General features: G+C 53.1%; 26 protein-coding genes. 22 read left to right on the top strand and 4 right to left on the bottom strand.

Annotation, left to right across the window (positions count from 1 at the left end):
- Positions 1-92 precede the first annotated feature (92 nt).
- The 3 genes from GTU79_RS02480 to GTU79_RS02490 form a co-directional block, all read right to left on the bottom strand.
- Entirely contained in the window at positions 93-1,010 is a 918-nt protein-coding gene (locus tag GTU79_RS02480; RefSeq protein ID WP_132923676.1) for an ABC transporter substrate-binding protein, read from the bottom strand.
- Between the two features lie 276 nt (positions 1,011-1,286).
- On the bottom strand, positions 1,287-2,855 hold the full coding sequence (locus GTU79_RS02485; protein ID WP_203522951.1) for an FGGY-family carbohydrate kinase: 1,569 nt from the start codon (positions 2,853-2,855) through the stop codon (positions 1,287-1,289).
- 17 nt (positions 2,856-2,872) lie between these two features.
- Entirely contained in the window at positions 2,873-3,925 is a 1,053-nt protein-coding gene (locus GTU79_RS02490; protein WP_253073479.1) for a zinc-binding dehydrogenase, read from the bottom strand.
- 457 nt (positions 3,926-4,382) lie between these two features.
- Between GTU79_RS02490 and fkpA the strand changes: the two genes are divergently transcribed.
- From fkpA to bfr, 11 genes are all read left to right on the top strand, one after another.
- Entirely contained in the window at positions 4,383-5,297 is a 915-nt protein-coding gene (gene fkpA, locus GTU79_RS02495; protein ID WP_132923673.1) for an FKBP-type peptidyl-prolyl cis-trans isomerase, read from the top strand.
- Positions 5,298-5,670: 373 nt separating this feature from the next.
- Positions 5,671-6,393, top strand: coding sequence for a helix-turn-helix transcriptional regulator (locus tag GTU79_RS02500; protein WP_203522949.1), 723 nt, complete (start codon positions 5,671-5,673; stop codon positions 6,391-6,393).
- A 17-nt stretch (positions 6,394-6,410) separates the two neighbouring features.
- Entirely contained in the window at positions 6,411-6,782 is a 372-nt protein-coding gene (gene tusD, locus GTU79_RS02505) for a sulfurtransferase complex subunit TusD (protein ID WP_203523173.1), read from the top strand.
- 9 nt (positions 6,783-6,791) lie between these two features.
- Positions 6,792-7,151 carry a sulfurtransferase complex subunit TusC gene (tusC, locus tag GTU79_RS02510; protein WP_132923671.1) on the top strand — a complete coding sequence of 120 codons (360 nt, stop codon included), beginning with the start codon at positions 6,792-6,794 and terminating at the stop codon, positions 7,149-7,151.
- Positions 7,152-7,167: 16 nt separating this feature from the next.
- A complete protein-coding gene (tusB, locus tag GTU79_RS02515) occupies positions 7,168-7,455 on the top strand; it encodes a sulfurtransferase complex subunit TusB (protein ID WP_203522948.1) in 288 nt (95 codons plus the stop codon).
- 132 nt (positions 7,456-7,587) lie between these two features.
- Positions 7,588-7,962, top strand: coding sequence for a 30S ribosomal protein S12 (rpsL, locus tag GTU79_RS02520; RefSeq protein ID WP_132923669.1), 375 nt, complete (start codon positions 7,588-7,590; stop codon positions 7,960-7,962).
- 94 nt (positions 7,963-8,056) lie between these two features.
- Entirely contained in the window at positions 8,057-8,527 is a 471-nt protein-coding gene (gene rpsG, locus GTU79_RS02525; RefSeq protein ID WP_011412093.1) for a 30S ribosomal protein S7, read from the top strand.
- 96 nt (positions 8,528-8,623) lie between these two features.
- Complete coding sequence (fusA, locus tag GTU79_RS02530) at positions 8,624-10,729, top strand: elongation factor G (protein ID WP_203522947.1); 2,106 nt, start codon at positions 8,624-8,626, stop codon at positions 10,727-10,729.
- A gap of 70 nt (positions 10,730-10,799) precedes the next feature.
- Positions 10,800-11,984, top strand: coding sequence for an elongation factor Tu (gene tuf / locus GTU79_RS02535; RefSeq protein WP_132923667.1), 1,185 nt, complete (start codon positions 10,800-10,802; stop codon positions 11,982-11,984).
- Positions 11,985-12,162: 178 nt separating this feature from the next.
- Positions 12,163-12,360, top strand: a complete 198-nt coding sequence (bfd, locus tag GTU79_RS02540) for a bacterioferritin-associated ferredoxin (protein ID WP_214513680.1) — start codon at positions 12,163-12,165, stop codon at positions 12,358-12,360.
- Between the two features lie 69 nt (positions 12,361-12,429).
- A complete protein-coding gene (bfr, locus tag GTU79_RS02545) occupies positions 12,430-12,909 on the top strand; it encodes a bacterioferritin (protein WP_132923665.1) in 480 nt (159 codons plus the stop codon).
- 120 nt (positions 12,910-13,029) lie between these two features.
- On the opposite strand, the gene GTU79_RS02550 is transcribed toward bfr, so the two are convergent.
- On the bottom strand, positions 13,030-13,722 hold the full coding sequence (locus tag GTU79_RS02550) for a prepilin peptidase (RefSeq protein ID WP_214513681.1): 693 nt from the start codon (positions 13,720-13,722) through the stop codon (positions 13,030-13,032).
- Between the two features lie 403 nt (positions 13,723-14,125).
- Here GTU79_RS02550 and rpsJ point away from each other — a divergent pair, with 403 nt between their 5' ends.
- From rpsJ to rpsQ, 11 genes are read left to right on the top strand one after another with little or no spacing between them, the layout of a single operon-like run.
- Positions 14,126-14,437: a 30S ribosomal protein S10 gene (gene rpsJ / locus GTU79_RS02555; protein WP_001181005.1), complete on the top strand. Its 312-nt coding sequence runs from the start codon at positions 14,126-14,128 to the stop codon at positions 14,435-14,437.
- Positions 14,438-14,469: 32 nt separating this feature from the next.
- Complete coding sequence (rplC, locus tag GTU79_RS02560; RefSeq protein WP_132923664.1) at positions 14,470-15,099, top strand: 50S ribosomal protein L3; 630 nt, start codon at positions 14,470-14,472, stop codon at positions 15,097-15,099.
- A 16-nt stretch (positions 15,100-15,115) separates the two neighbouring features.
- Positions 15,116-15,721: a 50S ribosomal protein L4 gene (gene rplD / locus GTU79_RS02565; RefSeq protein WP_132923663.1), complete on the top strand. Its 606-nt coding sequence runs from the start codon at positions 15,116-15,118 to the stop codon at positions 15,719-15,721.
- A complete protein-coding gene (rplW, locus tag GTU79_RS02570; RefSeq protein WP_132923662.1) occupies positions 15,718-16,020 on the top strand; it encodes a 50S ribosomal protein L23 in 303 nt (100 codons plus the stop codon). The genes rplD and rplW overlap by 4 nt, the downstream gene beginning before the upstream one ends.
- 17 nt (positions 16,021-16,037) lie before the next feature.
- Positions 16,038-16,859: a 50S ribosomal protein L2 gene (gene rplB / locus GTU79_RS02575; protein ID WP_132923661.1), complete on the top strand. Its 822-nt coding sequence runs from the start codon at positions 16,038-16,040 to the stop codon at positions 16,857-16,859.
- Positions 16,860-16,876: 17 nt separating this feature from the next.
- Positions 16,877-17,155, top strand: a complete 279-nt coding sequence (rpsS, locus tag GTU79_RS02580) for a 30S ribosomal protein S19 (protein WP_132923660.1) — start codon at positions 16,877-16,879, stop codon at positions 17,153-17,155.
- Positions 17,156-17,169: 14 nt separating this feature from the next.
- Entirely contained in the window at positions 17,170-17,502 is a 333-nt protein-coding gene (gene rplV / locus GTU79_RS02585; RefSeq protein WP_011412083.1) for a 50S ribosomal protein L22, read from the top strand.
- Between the two features lie 17 nt (positions 17,503-17,519).
- The gene (gene rpsC / locus GTU79_RS02590; protein ID WP_203522945.1) at positions 17,520-18,221 is read left to right on the top strand and encodes a 30S ribosomal protein S3; all 702 of its coding nucleotides are present in this window, start codon (positions 17,520-17,522) and stop codon (positions 18,219-18,221) included.
- Positions 18,222-18,233: 12 nt separating this feature from the next.
- Entirely contained in the window at positions 18,234-18,644 is a 411-nt protein-coding gene (gene rplP, locus GTU79_RS02595; RefSeq protein WP_132923658.1) for a 50S ribosomal protein L16, read from the top strand.
- Positions 18,644-18,835 carry a 50S ribosomal protein L29 gene (gene rpmC / locus GTU79_RS02600; RefSeq protein ID WP_132923657.1) on the top strand — a complete coding sequence of 64 codons (192 nt, stop codon included), beginning with the start codon at positions 18,644-18,646 and terminating at the stop codon, positions 18,833-18,835. The genes rplP and rpmC overlap by 1 nt, the downstream gene beginning before the upstream one ends.
- Positions 18,835-19,089: a 30S ribosomal protein S17 gene (rpsQ, locus tag GTU79_RS02605; RefSeq protein ID WP_132923656.1), complete on the top strand. Its 255-nt coding sequence runs from the start codon at positions 18,835-18,837 to the stop codon at positions 19,087-19,089. Before rpmC ends, rpsQ begins: the two co-directional genes overlap by 1 nt.
- Positions 19,090-19,245: the final 156 nt, after the last annotated feature.

Here is a 19,245-nt window from a genome sequence, read left to right on the forward strand (position 1 = left end):
TAAATTCCTCGCCGGGCAAATGCGGCCGCTGCCGTTTGGCGGCGGCCGGAAATATATATACCCTTCATGTCTCGAATGGGTATCACCGCCGGTTACCAGCTAAAACCTTGTGCATTGGATTTATCAATCAATTTGACATCGACCGGTATTGTCTTGGGAACATTGGCGCCCCAATATTTGGCCAGCGCAATGCCTAAGCCGATTCTGACCTGATCGCGAGGAAATTGTGCGGCGGTGGCGATAAAGGGAGAATTGGGTTTCAGGATTTCTTTAATCGCTTCCGGATGACCGTCTACGCTCACCAGCTTGACTTTCGAGCCGCTGGCTTGGATGGCGGCCAGGGCACCCAGCGCGCCCACGTCATTCACGCTGAAAATTCCCGCCAGGTCCGGATTGGCCTGCAGCATATTTTCAGTTACCGTCAGCGCGGTATCACGTTCCTGTTTACCATTTTGTTTAGTAACGATTTTAATATCCGGATAGGCTTTCATCGCCGCCTCGAAACCCCGTACCCGTTCCAGGATAGGCACCACCGGAATGCCGTCCAGGATGGCGACTTTCCCTTTGCCGTTCAGGTTCTTGCCGAGGTATTGGCCGGCCAGAAAGCCCGCATCGTAGTTTTTGGAACCGACAAAAGAATCCAGCGGGCCTTGTGCCTGGGCGTCGATGGCAACCACCACCGCACCGGCATTATGGGCGGAAAGCACCGCGGACTGAACGCCCACCGAATCCGCCGGGTTAATCAGCAGAATATCGATTTTCTTTTGCAGCATATCCTCCACGTCATTTATTTGTTTGGAGACATCATGACGGGCATCGGCCACATACACGGTTGCGCCAATATCCTTGCCGGCTTGATCCAATGCTGCTTTCATGGTGACGAAGTAAGGATTATTCATCTCCTGAAAAGACATGCCGATGGTTATTGGCTTCGCCATGAGGCTCTGGCTAATAAAAGGCGTGAGTGCAATACAGCATACCGCAAATGTTTTTCTAATCGTAGACAACATATTATCTCTCCTGTAGGGTGTCGAGTTTTTATTATCAATATTTGTTGATCGATATTATTCTTGCGTATATGTATACGGGCCTGTCATTGCTGACAGACAAATGCTTTTCACATTGACAGTAATACGCTGCCGGGAAATATTAATATGACAACGTGAACATGATGCTAACTAACATCACTACCGCGCATTGTGATTCAGTGCAAACATTTGACTTTGTCATATATTTAACAGCGTTAAATAATACCGCTTTTAAAATGACCCGGCGGCTGTCCCGGCTTAGCTAGGGCAATCGGATAAAGACCGCTCATTGGCCAACATTCTTAACCGATGCATATTCTCTTTTAAATTAAGATAAACCTCCCGGTATTGTTCAAAGAGCCGATCGTAATGGGCATGGCGCATCGCATCCGGCTGTGCCCGTTCTGCAAGCGTGCTCCAGGTTTTGACAATATTCACGTCGCGAATCAATCCAACCCCCAATGCCGCCAGCAGCGCATCCCCCAGCGGCGCTTCCACCTCCTCTTTAAGCGTGAATACCGGATAACCGGTCACATCGGCGATGATCTGCATCCACAGATCGGAACGCGCCGCCCCTCCCACGACGATCAGGCGCGGCTCCAGCCGCACGGCGCCTTTTTGTCCGCACTCCATATTATCCCGCAGGGCAAAGGCAATGCCCTCCAGCACGGCGCGATAAAGATGTCCTTTGGTATGAACCAGCGTCATGCCCAAAAAAGCACCCGAGGCAAAGGGATCCCACAGCGGACTGCGTTCCCCCATCAGATAAGGCAGGAATAAAATGCCTTCGCTGCCCGCTCCGACGCTAAGCGCCTGGCGCTCCAGTAATTGATGAACATCTACGCCGTGCGATTGCGCCGCGGCCTGCACCTCAGACTGGCAGAACGTATCGCGAAACCAGCTGACCGCCGCCCCGGCGGTTCCGGCCCCGCCGAAAATATAGTTATCGCGCCGGCTGTTAATGACATAGGGCATGGAAATCAGCCGGTTGGCGGCATCCACTTCAGGATTGATATAGCCCCAGCACATGCCGGTGCCCATCATGGCCACATGATCTCCCGGCGCCACCACGCCTGCCGCCAGCGTCGCCACGGCGGCGTCGACCCCGCCTGCCATCACCGGCGTTTCGGGCTGCAGCCCCAGTTCGGCGGCGACTGACGGCAACAGCTCGCCCACTACCGCGCTGCTGTCCACCAGCCGATCCGGCATGAAGCGGCGGGGTATACCCAGCATATCCAGCGCCGTATCGGACCAGCGGCGGGCGTCGATATCATACACGCCGCCGATATTCCCGGCGGAACAGTGATCCACCGCCACCTGTCCGGTCAGTAAATAATTGACGTAGCTATTGGGTGGCAAAAATTGATGGATCTCCCGCCATATATCAGGGCAGTGCTGTTTGATCCAGAGCATTTTGGTGTAGCCATAATAGCTGTCCAGGCTATTGCCGGTAATACGAAACAGCTTTTCCGTATCCACATGCTCATTCACCCAGGCCACGGCATCCGCCGCACGGCGGTCCATCCAGATCAAACAGGGATATAGCGGCCGCATTTCTTTATTCACCGGAATACCGGCGCCGCCATACAGGCTGCTGACGCAAACCCCGCGGATTTCCTCCGGCGCCACCCCGGACGCCCGTACACAGGCGGCAATGGTTTGGCAAACGGCCTTGTACCACACATCCGGCCATTGTTCCGCCCACATGGGCTGCGGCTGGTCCACCTGATAACCGGCGGACGCCTGGCCCACGATCTTGCCGTCAAGACGCAATACGATGGCTTTGGTGCTTTGCGTCCCGATATCGACCCCAATGACATAATCCATCACCGCCTCCCGCCGTGCTAAGGATTGATGACCACTTTGATCGAGTCGGCCGAATCCGCCAGGGCGAAAGCGGTATCACACTCTTCAATGGGATAGCTGTGGGTCACGATGCCTTCCGCGGTCACCAGGCCGCGTTCAAACAGATCGATGGCGATTTCATAACTGTATGGGCCGAGATGGGCGCCGCGGATATCCAGTTCTTTACGATCGCCGATAACCGACCAATCAACGGTGGTCTCTTTGCCAAATACGCTGAACTCCACAAAACGGCCCAGTTTGCGGATCATCTGCAGTCCCTGGGTCACGCCCACAGGCGCGCCGGTGGCTTCTATATAGACATCGCAGCCGTAGCCGTCGGTCATGCCTTTGACGATAGCGTCCACATCCTGTGTTTTCGGATTGAGCACCACATCGGCTCCCAACGACCTGGCCAGTTCCAGCCGTTCAGCAATGGCATCAATCACCACCAGTTTCTTTGGTGTTTTCAGCCGCGCCACCTGCACCATGCAAAGTCCCAGCGGGCCGGCGCCGGCCAGTACCACCACATCATCCAGTTGGATATCGGCCCGTTCCACGGTATGAATGGCGCAGGCCATAGGTTCGATCAACGCGGCATCTTTATGAGAAAGGCTTTCAGGGATTTTATGGATGATGGCCCGTTCAGAAAACCGCATGTATTCCGCCATGCCCCCTTCGGCGACCGTTTTTTGAAAACCGTAAATATCATGTTTTTCACACATCCAATACTTGCCGGATTTGCAATAACGGCATTCCCAGCACGGAACAATTTGTTCGGCTAATATCCGGTCACCCGGTTTGATATGGAATTTTTCAGCGGCGCCTACGCCTAATTCCACCACGCGGCCATAAAATTCGTGCCCCGGCACCACCGGCGTTTTCACCCACGGATCGTCGCCCCAGAACATTTGCGCGCCGCTTTTTGCTTTGCAATCTCCTGCGCAAATACCGCAGCCATCGACTTTTATTACCACCTCTTTCGGACCGGGTTTTGGGGTGGGAATATGCTCAAATCTGTAGTCATGAGGGCCGTGACAGACGACTGCCTTCATAGATTACGGTAATTGGCTCATTTTCAGCTCCATGTTAGCTATTTTTAAATAATAATAGAAAATGTTGACGTTATCATTTTTTAACTAAAAACACATTATCGAGAAAAATACATCATTTTATGGTAACGAAAACGACGGATACGGTAAGGATCTGCTGGTGTTATTTGCTTAATGACAACGTTAACATTTCGAGATGATAGTAGTTTGGAATGAGAATAAAGTGAGTCAACTCACAAAATGTTAATGTTTAATCATATGGGGGAGGTTTTGTTATGATTTTGTGATGCCGCGATAAGGTTGCAAAATGGAAAAACGAAACTTCCCTTTGGAAAAAAAGTCTGAGAAAGACCCGATTAGTCGGGATAGAGATTGTGTTGTGTTTACGCTCACAGCTATAGTATCGGCTTAACTTAGTCATAAAACTTGGGAAGAGATAGCCCAGGCTATGGAGAAATGGATGAAATCACTGTTTAAAGTCACGCTGCTGGCCGCCACAATGGCGTTTGCGCTCAATACCGTTCATGTGCTGGCCGCGGATACCGCAGCAGCAGCCCCTGCGGCTAATGCGGATGCTCCTGCCGCAGCGCCGGCCGCCAATGCCGATGCTCCCGCCGCCGCGGGCACCACGGCGGCTCCCGCAGCCGCCCCGGCCAACGCCGTCTCGGACAAATTCAAAAGCAGCGAAGAACAGGCGGCTTATGCGCTGGGGGCGTCTTTGGGACGCTATATGGATAACTCCCTCAAGGAGCAGGAAAAGCTTGGCATTAAGCTTGATAAAGACCAGTTAATCGCCGGTGTCCAGGATGCCTTCGCCAATAAGAGCAAGCTGACGGATGAAGAGATTGAAGCCACTCTCCAGGGATTTGAAGCCCGCGTGAAAGAAGCAGCGCAGGCTAAAATGGAGCAGGAAGCCAAAGATAACGCCGACAAGGGCGATAAATACCGCGCCGATTTCGCCAAACAAAAAGGCGTGAAGAAAACCCCGGGCGGCGTACTGTATAAAGTCGAAAAAGTCGGCACCGGCAAAGCCCCAACCAACACCGATACCGTGGTGGTGAACTATAAAGGCACGCTGGTTGACGGCACGGAATTCGATAACTCCTACAAACGCGGCGAACCGCTGTCGTTCCGTCTTGACGGCGTAATACCCGGCTGGACCGAAGGTCTGAAAGAAGTGCGCAAGGGCGGCAAGATTGAACTGGTCATCCCGCCGGAACAAGCGTACGGAAAAACCGGCGTACCGGGCATTCCCGCCAATTCCACCCTGATTTTCGAGGTTGAATTGCTGGACATCAAACCGGCGGCCAAAACACCTGACGAAGGGAAACCGTCGGCAGATCAGCCGGCAGCCGGGGCTGAAACGGGCAAATAAGCTCCTGTCCCAGGTCGCCGCGGCGTGTTGATTCTTTAACATTCCGTCCCGGCCTGGCGGATTGCCGACACGCAAAGGCGGTGTTCTTCCGGCAAGGAGAACGCCGCTTTTTTGTAACATTGCCATGGGGATACGTAAGGTCGGGACGAGGGTTACGCCTTGGCGGGAGTGAACCTTGTCTCGGTTCGCCGGCTGAAAATCCCGTGAAATTCTTAAAAAAGGTATTACCGGTCATGAAGTTGCAAAAAATCTGTCCAAACACAAGGACAGCGTTTTACGGTATTTGCTAGACTAGCGGCCAGTAAATTTTTTATACAGCCGAGTCTGCCCCCCGATTGCGCGACAGGCTCTCTATAACGGGTGGTGTCTGCACATGTCTACTTCTCTTCCGATCCCAGATTTTACCGAACTGGATGTTTTGGACGAACGGCCATTCAGTCAGGTAGATCACGAAATCCTCGCCTCCTACGAAGCCGTTGTCGACGGGCTGGCCATGTTAATCGGCGAACATTGCGAAATTGTCCTGCATTCGCTGGAGGATCTGAAAAGTTCCGCCATACGCATTGCCAACGGCGAACATACCGGGCGCAAAATCGGATCGCCCATTTCCGATTTGGCGCTGCGCATGCTCCACGATATGGCCGGTGAGGACAGCAGCGTATCCAAAGCCTACTTTACCCGGGCTAAAAACGGCGTCTTGATGAAATCAGTCACCATTGCCATTCGCAACCGCGAGCAGCGGGTTATCGGTTTGCTGTGCATCAATATGAATCTTGACGTGCCGTTTTCGCAAATTATGCAAACCTTTATCCCCCCTGAGACGCAGGAGAACGCCACCTCCGTCAATTTCGCCTCGTCGGTGGACGATTTGGTGGCGCAGGCCCTGGAATTCACCATCGAAGAGGTGAACGCCGATCGCGGCGTGTCCAACAACGCCAAGAATCGCCAGATTGTTTTGAATCTCTATGAAAAAGGCATTTTCGATATCAAAGACGCCATCAATCAGGTAGCGGATCGGCTGAATATCTCCAAACACACGGTTTATCTCTATATCCGCCAGTTCAAAAGCGGCGATTTCCTGGGTTTGGACCGGTGAGCCTGGAATATTGCCTGATGGTGTCCGGTCCTGCGTACGGTACCCAGCAGTCCGCCAGCGCCCTGCAGTTTGCCCGGGCGCTGCTGGCGGCGGGACACCGGATTGGCACGGTTTTTTTTTATCAGGACGGCGTGCTTAATGCCAATATCTATACCTCCCCCGCCGGCGACGAGGCGGATCTGGTCCGCGCATGGCGGCAGTTTGGCCAGGAACACGGCGTGGCCCTGGAGGTCTGCGTCGCCGCCGCCCTGCGCCGCGGTATTGTCGATGAACGGGAAGCCGAACAGTTGAATTTGCCCGGAAATAATCTGCAGCCGGGATTCGTCCTGAGCGGCTTGGGGGCGCTGGCGCAAGCGGTTGCCCACTGCGATCGCTTCATTCAGTTTTAGGGTGCCGCCATGAAACGCCTCGCTTTTGTTTTCACCCACGGCCCCCATGGCAGCGCCTGCGGACGTGAAGGACTCGATGCCCTGCTGGCCGCTTCCTCCGTCTGCGAAGGTATCGGCGTTTTTTTCATTGCCGATGGCGTGTTGCTGCTATTGCCGGGACAACGACCGGCGGACATTCTGGCCCGCGATTTTATCGCCACCTTCGGCGTACTGCCGATTTACGACGTCGACCGCTTTTATATCTGTGGGGAGTCGCTGGCTGAACGCGGACTGGACGCGGGGCAACAATGGGTGCTCAAGACCGAAATCCTGCCGGCGGCGGATTGGCGGCAGCGGTTGTCCGAATTTGATATTGTGCTGACCTTCTAAGCTTCCGGAATCCACGATGCTCTATACCTTAAGCCGTTCCCCCTACGCCTCCGATCTGGCCTCGCTGTTGCTCACCGCCCGTGCCGGGGACGATTTGCTCCTGCTGCAGGACGGCGTCATCGCCGGGCTGGCGGGCACGCCGGCGCTGGAAAAACTACTCGCCGCGCCGTTGGGGCTGTATGCGCTGGATGTGGATGTGGCCGCCCGTGGATTGGCTGCTCATTTTTCAGACAAAATTGCCGTTATCGGCTATAATGATTTCGTCTCCCTCACGGTAAAACAGCCGCAGCAAATGGCATGGTAAGCAGGGTTTATTGTATATTTCTTGACACCTTTACCCGCGAGCCATAAAATTCTGCGTCCTCGTACTCTGCCTTGCGGCAAAACGAGGTGATTTATTACGTGTTTACGAAGCAAAAACCAGGAGCTTTATTGAATGGCAACAATTAACCAGCTGGTACGCAAACCCCGCACCATGAAGGTTGCTAAAAGCAACGTTCCGGCGCTGGAAGCCTGCCCGCAGAAACGTGGCGTATGTACCCGCGTATATACCACCACCCCGAAAAAACCGAACTCCGCGCTGCGTAAAGTATGCCGTGTTCGTCTGACCAACGGTTTTGAAGTCACCTCCTATATCGGCGGTGAAGGTCATAACCTGCAGGAACACTCCGTGATCCTGATCCGTGGCGGCCGTGTTAAAGACCTCCCGGGTGTGCGTTACCACACCGTTCGCGGCGCGCTCGACTGCTCCGGCGTTAAAGACCGTAAGCAAGGCCGCTCCAAGTACGGCGTGAAGAAGCCAAAGGCTTAATGGTTCTCCGTTAAGTAAGGCCAAACATTTTATTATTAATGTCAAAGAACTCATTGAGTTTTGGACAATCCTGAATTAACAACGGAGTTATCTCATGCCACGTCGTCGCGTCATTGGTCAACGTAAAATCCTGCCGGATCCTAAGTTCGGATCTGAGCTGTTGGCAAAATTTGTCAATATCCTGATGGTAGACGGTAAAAAATCTACCGCTGAAGCAATTGTCTATACCGCGCTGGAGACCCTGGCTCAGCGTTCCGGTAAAGGCCATCTGGAAGCTTTCGAAGTAGCTCTGGACAACGTGCGCCCGACTGTCGAAGTCAAGTCGCGCCGCGTCGGTGGTTCTACTTATCAGGTGCCAGTTGAAGTGCGTCCGGTCCGCCGCAATGCCCTGGCAATGCGCTGGATTGTAGAAGCTGCTCGTAAACGCGGTGATAAATCTATGGCTCTGCGCCTGGCGAACGAACTTTCCGATGCGGCAGAAAATAAAGGCACCGCCGTTAAGAAACGTGAAGACGTTCACCGTATGGCAGATGCCAACAAGGCGTTCGCCCACTACCGCTGGTAACCGCCTCGCAGTAGTTATGCTAACCAAGCGGGCGGGATAAAAAGTTCGCCCGCTTGGGCTAGCTCGAATAGAACGCCCCAGTAATCGAGGATACAAATGGCTCGTATAACACCTATTGCACGCTACCGTAATATCGGTATCAGTGCACACATCGACGCCGGTAAAACCACCACCACGGAACGCATTCTGTTCTATACCGGTGTAAACCATAAAATCGGTGAAGTCCATGACGGCGCCGCTACTATGGACTGGATGGAACAAGAGCAAGAGCGCGGGATCACCATTACTTCCGCTGCGACCACCTGTTTCTGGTCCGGTATGGCCAAGCAGTTTGATGCCCACCGCATCAACATCATCGACACCCCGGGGCACGTTGACTTCACTATCGAAGTTGAACGTTCCATGCGTGTCCTTGACGGCGCGGTGATGGTCTACTGTGCGGTAGGCGGTGTGCAACCACAGTCTGAAACCGTATGGCGCCAGGCGAACAAATACAAAGTTCCGCGCATTGCGTTCGTTAATAAAATGGACCGCATGGGCGCGAACTACCTGCGTGTTGTTGATCAGTTGAAAACCCGTCTCGCCGCTAACCCGGTGCCGATTCAACTGGCCATCGGCGCGGAAGAAAAATTCACCGGCGTTGTCGACCTGGTGAAAATGAAAGCCATCAACTGGAGCGAAGCCGACCAGGGCATCACCTTCAATTATGAAGAGATTCCGGCGGATCTGGTTGATTTGGCCCATACCTGGCACCAGCACCTGGTTGAGTCCGCAGCGGAAGCCAACGAAGAGCTGATGGACAAATACCTCGGCGGCGAAGAGCTGACTGAAGAAGAAATCAAGCACGGCCTGCGCCAGCGCGTGCTGAACAACGAAATCATCCTGGTAACCTGCGGTTCTGCGTTCAAGAACAAGGGCGTACAGGCGATGCTGGATGCGGTTATCGAATATCTGCCCGCGCCCACCGATGTTCAGGCCATCAACGGCGTGCTGGAAGACGGCGAAACCCATGCAGAACGCCATTCCAGCGATGCAGAACCGTTCTCGGCGCTGGCGTTTAAAATCGCCACCGACCCGTTTGTGGGTAACCTGACTTTCTTCCGCGTGTATTCCGGCGTGGTTAATTCCGGCGATACCGTGCTGAACTCCGTTAAAGACAAACGCGAACGTTTCGGCCGTATCGTGCAGATGCACGCCAACAAACGTGAAGAAATCAAAGAAGTGCGCGCGGGCGACATCGCCGCGGCCATCGGTTTGAAAGATGTTACCACCGGCGATACCCTGTGCGATCAAAGCGCGCCGATTATCCTGGAGCGTATGGAGTTTCCGGAACCGGTTATCTCCGTTGCCGTTGAACCGAAAACCAAAGCCGACCAGGAAAAAATGGGTCTGGCATTGGGGCGTCTGGCGCAGGAAGACCCGTCTTTCCGCGTATGGACCGATGAAGAATCCGGTCAGACCATCATCGCCGGTATGGGCGAGCTGCATCTTGAAATTCTCGTTGACCGCATGCGTCGCGAATTCAATGTTGAAGCTAACGTCGGCAAACCGCAGGTGGCTTACCGTGAAACAATCCGCAATACTGTAGAACAAGAAGGCAAGTTTGTTCGTCAGTCCGGCGGTCGTGGCCAGTTCGGTCATATCTGGCTGCGTATCGAACCGATGGAGCCCGGTGGTAAAGGCTACGAATTCCTTAATGAAATCGTCGGCGGCGTTGTTCCGAAAGAATACGTCCCCGCGGTGGATAAAGGCGTGCAGGAGCAGCTGAAGAACGGCGTTTTGGCCGGCTATCCGATTGTGGATGTCCGTGTCGCGGCTTTCGATGGTTCTTACCACGAAGTCGACTCCTCGGAAATGGCGTTTAAGATTGCCGCTTCAATGGCGTTTAAAGAAGGCTTCATGAAAGCCAAACCGGTTCTGCTGGAACCTATCATGAAAGTCGAAGTTGAAACGCCTGAAGACTATATGGGTGACGTGATCGGTGACCTGAACCGTCGTCGCGGTATGATCGACGGCATGGAAGATACTGCGACCGGCAAAACGGTTCGTGCGCAGGTCCCCTTGTCTGAAATGTTTGGTTATGCTACAGATCTGCGTTCACAGACTCAGGGCCGTGCTTCTTACTCCATGGAGTTCCTGAAGTACAATGAGGCACCGAACAACGTTGCTCAGGCCATTATCGAAGCCCGTAAAGCTAAATAAGTTTTAGGGTTTAAAATTATTATCCCGTGCTCTCGCTTAAGGTGAGAGCATAAGAGTAAGGAATATAGCCGTGTCTAAAGAAAAGTTTCAACGTACAAAACCGCACGTTAACGTCGGCACCATCGGCCACGTTGACCATGGTAAAACGACCCTGACCGCCGCCATCACCACCGTATTGGCTAAAGCCTACGGCGGCAGCGCCCGCGCCTTCGATCAGATCGACAACGCGCCGGAAGAAAAGGCCCGTGGTATCACCATCAACACCTCTCACGTTGAATACGATACCCCGTCCCGCCACTACGCGCACGTTGACTGCCCCGGGCATGCCGACTACGTGAAAAACATGATCACCGGTGCAGCCCAGATGGACGGCGCGATCCTGGTGGTAGCGGCAACCGACGGCCCGATGCCGCAGACCCGCGAGCACATCCTGCTGGCTCGCCAGGTAGGCGTGCCTTACATCATCGTCTTCATGAACAAATGCGACATGGTGGATGACGAAGAGCTGCTGGAACTGGTTGAAATGGAAGTACGCGAACTGCTGTCGCAGTACGATTTCCCGGGCGACGACACGCCGGTAATCCGCGGTTCCGCCCTGAAAGCGCTGGAAGGCGACGAAGCCTGGACCTCCAAGATCCTGGAACTGGCCGAAGCGCTGGACACCTACATCCCGGAACCGGTTCGCGCCATTGACAAGCCGTTCCTGCTGCCGATCGAAGACGTATTCTCCATCTCCGGCCGCGGCACCGTGGTAACCGGTCGTGTGGAACGCGGCGTGGTGAAAGTAGGTGAAGAAGTTGAAATCGTCGGCATCAAACCGACCGTGAAAACCACCTGCACCGGCGTTGAAATGTTCCGTAAACTGCTGGATGAAGGCCGTGCCGGTGAAAACGTGGGCGTGCTGCTGCGCGGTACCAAACGTGATGAAGTTGAACGCGGCCAGGTACTGGCTAAACCGGGTACCATCCATCCGCATACCCAGTTCGAATCAGAAGTCTATATTCTGAGCAAAGATGAAGGCGGCCGCCATACGCCGTTCTTCAAAGGCTACCGTCCTCAGTTCTACTTCCGTACCACTGACGTGACCGGAACCATCGAACTGCCGGAAGGCGTGGAAATGGTGATGCCTGGCGACAACATCAAGATGGTTGTAAACCTGATTGCCCCTATCGCCATGGACGACGGCTTGCGTTTCGCTATTCGCGAAGGCGGCCGTACCGTTGGCGCCGGCGTGGTAGCCAAGGTTATCGCTTAAGACTCCCATCTTCCTGGAGTCTGGCAAAGAAAGGGCGCTTCGGCGCCTTTTTTATTTCTTTCCATTTAATATTAACCCTATGGAATACCTCAAATTTACAAAACAATTATAATTCACCTATTGAAATGACAAGCGTTCTCATTTAAATTATTCGCAAGTTGGTTTAGAGAAGACGCAAATGTACGTTTGTTTATGTAATGCGGTAAGTGACGAAGCCATCCGTGATGCTGTCAGACAGTACCAACCCGTGTCGCTTCAAGAGCTTAAACAGATTGTTCCGGTAGGCACCAAATGCGGTAAGTGCACCTGCAAGGCGCGGGTCATCATGGAAGATGAACTACAGATCATTATGAGTTATGAAAAATTGCTTAATTAGTAGGGTTATTACCTTGATTTACTCTGCTCCGGTTATATTCTGTACTTAACCGTAACGGAGGAGTGCACTATGAAAGGCGATGCCCAAGTAATAACCCATCTCAATAAACTGCTCGGCAACGAGCTGGTTGCCATCAATCAGTATTTCCTGCATGCACGGATGTTCAAAAATTGGGGTCTGATGCGGCTAAACGACGTCGAATATCACGAATCCATTGATGAAATGAAGCATGCCGATCGTTATATCGAACGCATACTTTTCCTGGAAGGGCTGCCGAATCTGCAGGACCTCGGCCCCCTTAACATCGGCCAGGATGTGGAAGAAATGCTGCGCTCGGATCTTAACCTTGAACTGCAAGGGGCTCAGGATCTCCGTGAAGGCATCAATTATGCCGATAGCGTTCGGGATTATGTGAGCCGCGATATGCTCATCGAAATTCTCACGGATGAAGAAGAACATATTGATTTTCTTGAAACCGAGCTGGAACTGATCGGCCGCATCGGCGCGCAAAATTACCTCCAATCCCAGTTGAAAGATGCTGCGCAATAACGAGCGGGGCTGGATGATACTTCGCCGGTACTTTTACCGGCACGGTTCTAATCTGCCGTATAAATACGAAGATTCATAATAAACCCGTCCGCAAGCCGCATCAGTTCGTAGCAGGATTTTCTACGGACTGATGTATATCACCCAGCCGGCCAACGCCAGGCATGGGCCGAAGGGGATTTTCCCCTGTGTGCTTCCGCTTACGGCACAGACGGCCAGTCCGCTTAACGCCGCGTAGCAGCATAATCCCGGCAACGCCTGCCACCCCAGCCAGGCACCAAGGGCAGCCAGCAGCTTAATATCGCCGCCCCCTAGACCCTCATAACCCTTTACCCGCCGAAACAGGCGTTGAACACCCCAGAGCGCCATAGCGCCGCATATCGCCCCAAGCAGCCCGTTCTTGAACGCATCTGCCCCATCCCATGCAGTGACGTGGCTTGCGAGCCCGCAGGCCAGAAGCGGGCCGTTCAGCCGGTCCGGCAACAGCAGGGTAAGGGCGTCGACCCAACTGAGGGTCAGCAAAAACAAGCCAAAGAGCAGCCCGACGGGAAGATTCATCCCGGGCCCGCCGATAATCAGCATGGCGGTGAACACCAGGGCACAACTGCTTTCACAGCCGTATGAGCCGGCGTATGAATTACGTCGCGGGCGGTTCCGCCCCAAAGCCGGCCGCCGGGATGCCGGCGAGCCGTAACCGACGCCCCGCGCGCCGGCGGAAAATGCCCATGCCGGCATCGATTGCAGGATACGCCCGGTCAGATGCCCCATTATCACGCCATACAGCGCGACAGAGGCGATAAGCAGCCACTGCGCCACTATTTTTACCCTCCCTGGTTGCGGTTTTCATGGTTATGCGCTTTTATCGGGCGCATAATTCTCACGCATTGAAGCATGCAATATCCTTCCCCCTATGCCAAATGGTCTTGACAGTAATGGAATTCACTTCGCATGGTCATATCCCGCTTGCTTCCTGAGCGTATTTGCGTATAATGCGCGGGCTTATCTCGCATAAGTAAGGAATAAGCCGGCTCAATGTTACGTTGAGTTCGCGCTGGCACCACAGACGCATCCGCCAAAAGAAAGGGGGGTGTGGAAATGGCAAGTCGGCACACAACATCCCCGATATGGGGATAATACTGAACGATTACACTTCCCCATCAATCGAAATGGGTGCGAGGAGTAATTTTCTGCGTTTATAAATAATTGGAGCTCTGGTCTCATGCAGAACCAAAGAATCCGTATCCGTTTGAAAGCGTTTGATCATCGTTTGATCGATCAATCAACCGCGGAAATCGTCGAGACTGCCAAACGTACCGGTGCTCAGGTACGGGGTCCGATCCCGCTGCCGACACGCAAAGAGCGCTTTACCGTTCTGATTTCTCCGCACGTCAATAAAGATGCGCGCGATCAATACGAAATCCGCACTCACAAGCGTCTGGTTGACATCGTTGAGCCAACCGAAAAAACCGTTGATGCGCTGATGCGTCTGGACCTGGCTGCTGGTGTTGATGTGCAGATCAGCCTGGGTTAATCAGGTCACCAAACGATTGAGAGGTTGAAACAATGAAGGGTTTAGTCGGTCGTAAAGTGGGCATGACTCGCATCTTCACCGAAGATGGCGTTTCTATCCCGGTAACCGTTATCGAAATCGAAGCAAACCGCGTTACCCAGGTCAAAGATCTGGACAACGACGGATATCGCGCTATTCAGGTCACGACAGGCACTAAAAAAGCCAACCGTGTCACCAAGCCTGAAGCCGGCCACTTTGCCAAGGCTGGTGTAGAAGCCGGCCGCGGCCTGTGGGAATTCCGCGTCGAAGACGTTGAAGATATTGCCGCCGGTCAAAGCATCAGCGTTGAACTGTTTGCCGATGTTAAAAAAGTAGACGTTACCGGTACCTCCAAAGGTAAAGGATTCGCAGGCGTGACCAAGCGCTGGAACTTCCGTACCCAGGATGCTACCCATGGTAACTCCTTGTCCCACCGCGGCCATGGTTCAATCGGTATGAACCAGACGCCGGGTAAAGTATTCAAGGGCAAGAAAATGGCAGGTCAGATGGGCAATGAGCGCGTCACCGTTCTCAGCCTGGACGTAGTGCGTGTTGACGTTGAGCGCAACCTGCTGCTGGTCAAAGGTGCTGTCCCGGGAGCTACCGGCGGTGACCTGATCGTTAAACCGGCTGTCAAGGCGTAACGTCGAGGAGATAGGAATGGAATTGGTATTGAAAGACGCGCAAAGCGCGCTGACTGTTTCCGAAACTACCTTCGGGCGTGACTTCAATGAAGCGCTGGTACACCAGGTTGTTGTTGCTTACGCAGCAGGTGCCCGTCAAGGTACTCGCGCTCAGAAGACCCGTGCCGAAGTAACTGGTTCCGGTAAAAAACCCTGGCGTCAGAAAGGTACCGGCCGCGCACGTTCAGGTGATATCGCAAGCCCGATCTGGCGTTCCGGTGGTGTGACTTTTGCAGCCAAGCCGCAGGATCACAGTCAAAAGGTTAACAAGAAAATGTACCGTGGGGCGCTGAAAAGCATCCTGTCGGAACTGGTGCGTCAAGAACGTCTGATTGTTGTTGAATCATTTTCTGTCGAGGCGCCTAAAACCAGGCTGCTGGTTCAGAAACTGAAAGACATGTCGCTCACGGATGTGCTGATCATTACCGGCGAACTCGATGAAAATCTGTTCCTGGCCGCGCGCAACCTCTACAAAGTAGACGTTCGCGATGTCGCAGGTATCGATCCGGTTAGCTTGATCGCCTTCGACAAAGTCGTTATGACGGCTGACGCTGTGAAGCAAGTTGAGGAGATGCTGGCATGATTCGTGAAGAACGTTTGCTGAAAGTATTGCGCGCGCCGCACGTTTCTGAAAAAGCGTCTGCAGCGATGGAAAAGCACAACACCATCGTTCTCAAGGTAGCTATAGAAGCGACCAAAGCAGAAATAAAAGCCGCCGTGCACAAACTGTTTGAAGTCGAAGTCACTGATGTTCGCACCCTGGTCGTTAAAGGGAAAACGAAGCGTCATGGACAGCGTATCGGTCGTCGTAGTGACTGGAAAAAAGCTTACGTCACCCTGAAAGAAGGCCAGAACATGGACTTCATCGGCGGCGCAGAGTAAGTCGGAGGAGAAGAACAATGGCAATTGTTAAATGTAAACCGACATCTCCGGGTCGTCGCCACGTAGTTAAAGTGGTCAACCCTGAGCTGCACAAGGGCAAGCCTTACGGCCCGTTGGTGGAAAAACTCACTAAATCCGGTGGACGCAACAACAATGGCCGTATCACTACGCGCCATATCGGTGGTGGTCATAAACAACAGTACCGTATTGTCGACTTTAAACGTGATAAAGACGGTATCCCGGCAATCGTAGAGCGCCTGGAATATGATCCGAACCGTTCCGCCAACATCGCCTTGGTTTTATACAAAGACGGTGAACGTCGTTACGTGCTGGCGCCGAAAGGCCTGAAAGCCGGCGATCAAATACAATCTGGCGTCGATGCGGCCATCAAAGCCGGCAACACGCTGCCGATGCGCAATATCCCGGTGGGTTCCACTGTCCATAATGTGGAAATGAAACCGGGTAAAGGCGGTCAATTGGCACGTTCAGCCGGCGCCTATGTTCAGATCGTTGCTCGTGACGGCGCTTATGTCACGCTGCGTCTTCGCTCCGGCGAAATGCGCAAGGTACAGTCTGAATGCCGGGCGACCATGGGTGAAGTAGGTAATGCCGAACACATGTTGCGAGTACTGGGTAAAGCCGGTGCAACACGTTGGCGCGGTATTCGTCCGACCGTTCGCGGTACGGCGATGAACCCGGTGGATCACCCGCATGGTGGTGGTGAAGGTCGTAACTTTGGTAAGCATCCGGTCAGTCCGTGGGGCCTGCAGACCAAAGGTAAGAAGACCCGCAGTAATAAGCGTACTGATAAGTTCATCGTACGTCGCCGTAGTAAATAATTATTAGAGGATAAGCCATGCCACGTTCTCTCAAGAAAGGTCCATTCATAGACCTGCACTTGCTGAAGAAGGTAGAGAAAGCGGTGGAAAGCGGTGACAAGAAGCCTATACGCACTTGGTCCCGTCGTTCAACGATCTTTCCAACAATGATCGGTTTGACCATCGCTGTCCATAATGGTCGTCAGCACGTACCGGTGTTTGTTTCCGATGAAATGGTCGGTCATAAACTGGGTGAATTCGCGCCGACGCGTACTTATCGCGGTCATGCGGCCGATAGAAAGGCTAAAAAACGCTAAGGTAGGAGGAAGAGATGGAAACTATCGCTCAACATCGCCACGCTCGTTCTTCTGCTCAGAAGGTTCGCCTGGTGGCTGACCTGATCCGCGGTAAGAAAGTGTCGCAAGCTCTGGAAGTTTTGACCTACACCAACAAGAAAGCTGCTGGCCTGGTTAAAAAAGTACTGGAGTCTGCCATTGCTAACGCTGAACACAACGATGGCGCAGATATCGATGATCTGAAAGTCGCGAAGATTTTCGTCGACGCCGGCCCCAGCATGAAGCGTATCATGCCTCGTGCAAAAGGTCGGGCGGATCGCATCCTGAAGCGCACCAGCCACATTACTGTGGTTGTGTCCGATCGCTGAGACTCTGGAGACTAGCAATGGGTCAGAAAGTACATCCTAATGGTATTCGCCTTGGTATTGTTAAACCATGGAATTCCACCTGGTATGCGAATACTAAAGAATTCGCTGACAACCTGGACAGCGACTTTAAGGTTCGTCAATTCCTGAATAAGGAATTGGAATCCGCTTCCGTTTCTCGCATCGTTATCGAGCGCCCGGCTAAAAGCATTCGTGTGACTATTCACACCGCACGTCCGGGCATCGTTATCGGCAAGAAAGGTGAAGATGTCGAAAAACTGCGTAAGGTCGTGGCGGATATCGCCGGCGTTCCCGCGCAGATCAATATTGCCGAAATCAAAAAACCGGAACTGGACGCAATCCTAGTCGCTAAGGGCATTGCTCAGCAGCTGAAAAAGCGTGTTATGTTCCGTCGCGCTATGAAGCGTGCTGTACAGAACGCCATGCGTTTGGGCGCTAAGGGTATCAAAGTTGAAGTCAGCGGTCGTCTTGGCGGCGCTGAAATCGCACGTACCGAATGGTATCGCGAAGGTCGCGTTCCGCTGCACACGCTGCGTGCGGATATCGACTATGGCTTTGCCGAAGCGCACACCACTTATGGTGTTATCGGTGTAAAAGTGTGGATCTTCAAAGGTGAGATTCTGGGTGGTATGGCTGCCGTTGAACAACCGGAAAAACCGGCTGCTCAACCTAAAAAGCAGCAGCGTAAAGGCCGCAAGTAAGGAGAGTCGCTGATGTTACAACCAAAGCGTACAAAATTCCGTAAGATGCACAAGGGCCGCAACCGTGGTCTGGCTGCGGGCACGGATATTAGCTTCGGTACTTTCGGTCTGAAAGCTGTTGGCCGTGGTCGTCTGACTGCTCGTCAAATCGAAGCTGCGCGTCGTGCAATGACGCGTGCAGTTAAGCGTCAAGGTAAGATCTGGATCCGTATTTTCCCGGACAAACCGATCACCGAAAAGCCGCTTGAAGTGCGTATGGGTAAAGGTAAAGGTAACGTAGAGTATTGGGTTGCCTTGATTCAACCGGGTAAAGTCCTGTATGAAATGGACGGTGTTCCGGAAGAAGTTGCCCGCGAAGCATTTCAGCTGGCAGCAGCGAAACTGCCGATTAAAACCACCTTTGTAACTAAGACGGTGATGTAATGAAAGCAAAAGAGCTGCGTGAAAAAAGCGTTGAAGAGTTGAACGCCGAGCTGCTGAATCTTCTGCGTGAGCAGTTTAACCTGCGCATGCAGGCGGCAAGCGGGCAACTGCAACAGTCTCATCTGTTGTTGCAAGTGCGTCGCAATGTTGCGCGCGTGAAAACCTTATTGACTGAGAAGGCGGGTGCGTAATGAGTGACAAGATCCGTACTCTGCAAGGTCGTGTGGTCAGCGACAAAATGGAGAAATCCATCGTTGTTGCCATCGAACGTTTTGTGAAACACCCGATTTACGGCAAATTCATCAAGCGCACGACCAAGCTGCACGTACACGACGAGACCAATGTGAGCGCAATCGGCGACATCGTTGAAATCAGCGAATGCCGTCCGATTTCCAAGACCAAGTCTTGGACACTTGTTCGCGTTGTAGAGAAAGCGATTCTGTAATACAGTAAGCGCCCTCAAAAAGGTAAACGGCTCGGACTAGGGGCCGTTTATTTTTTCTACCCATATCCTAGGTGCGGTGTTATAATGCTGCGCCCTGTATTATGGGGTTTTTTTAACGACCTGTAATAGGTCCTTAAGTTGTAGTTGACATTAGCG

This window comes from Sodalis ligni, from assembly GCF_016865525.2.
Classification (GTDB): Bacteria; Pseudomonadota; Gammaproteobacteria; order Enterobacterales; family Enterobacteriaceae; genus Acerihabitans; species Acerihabitans ligni.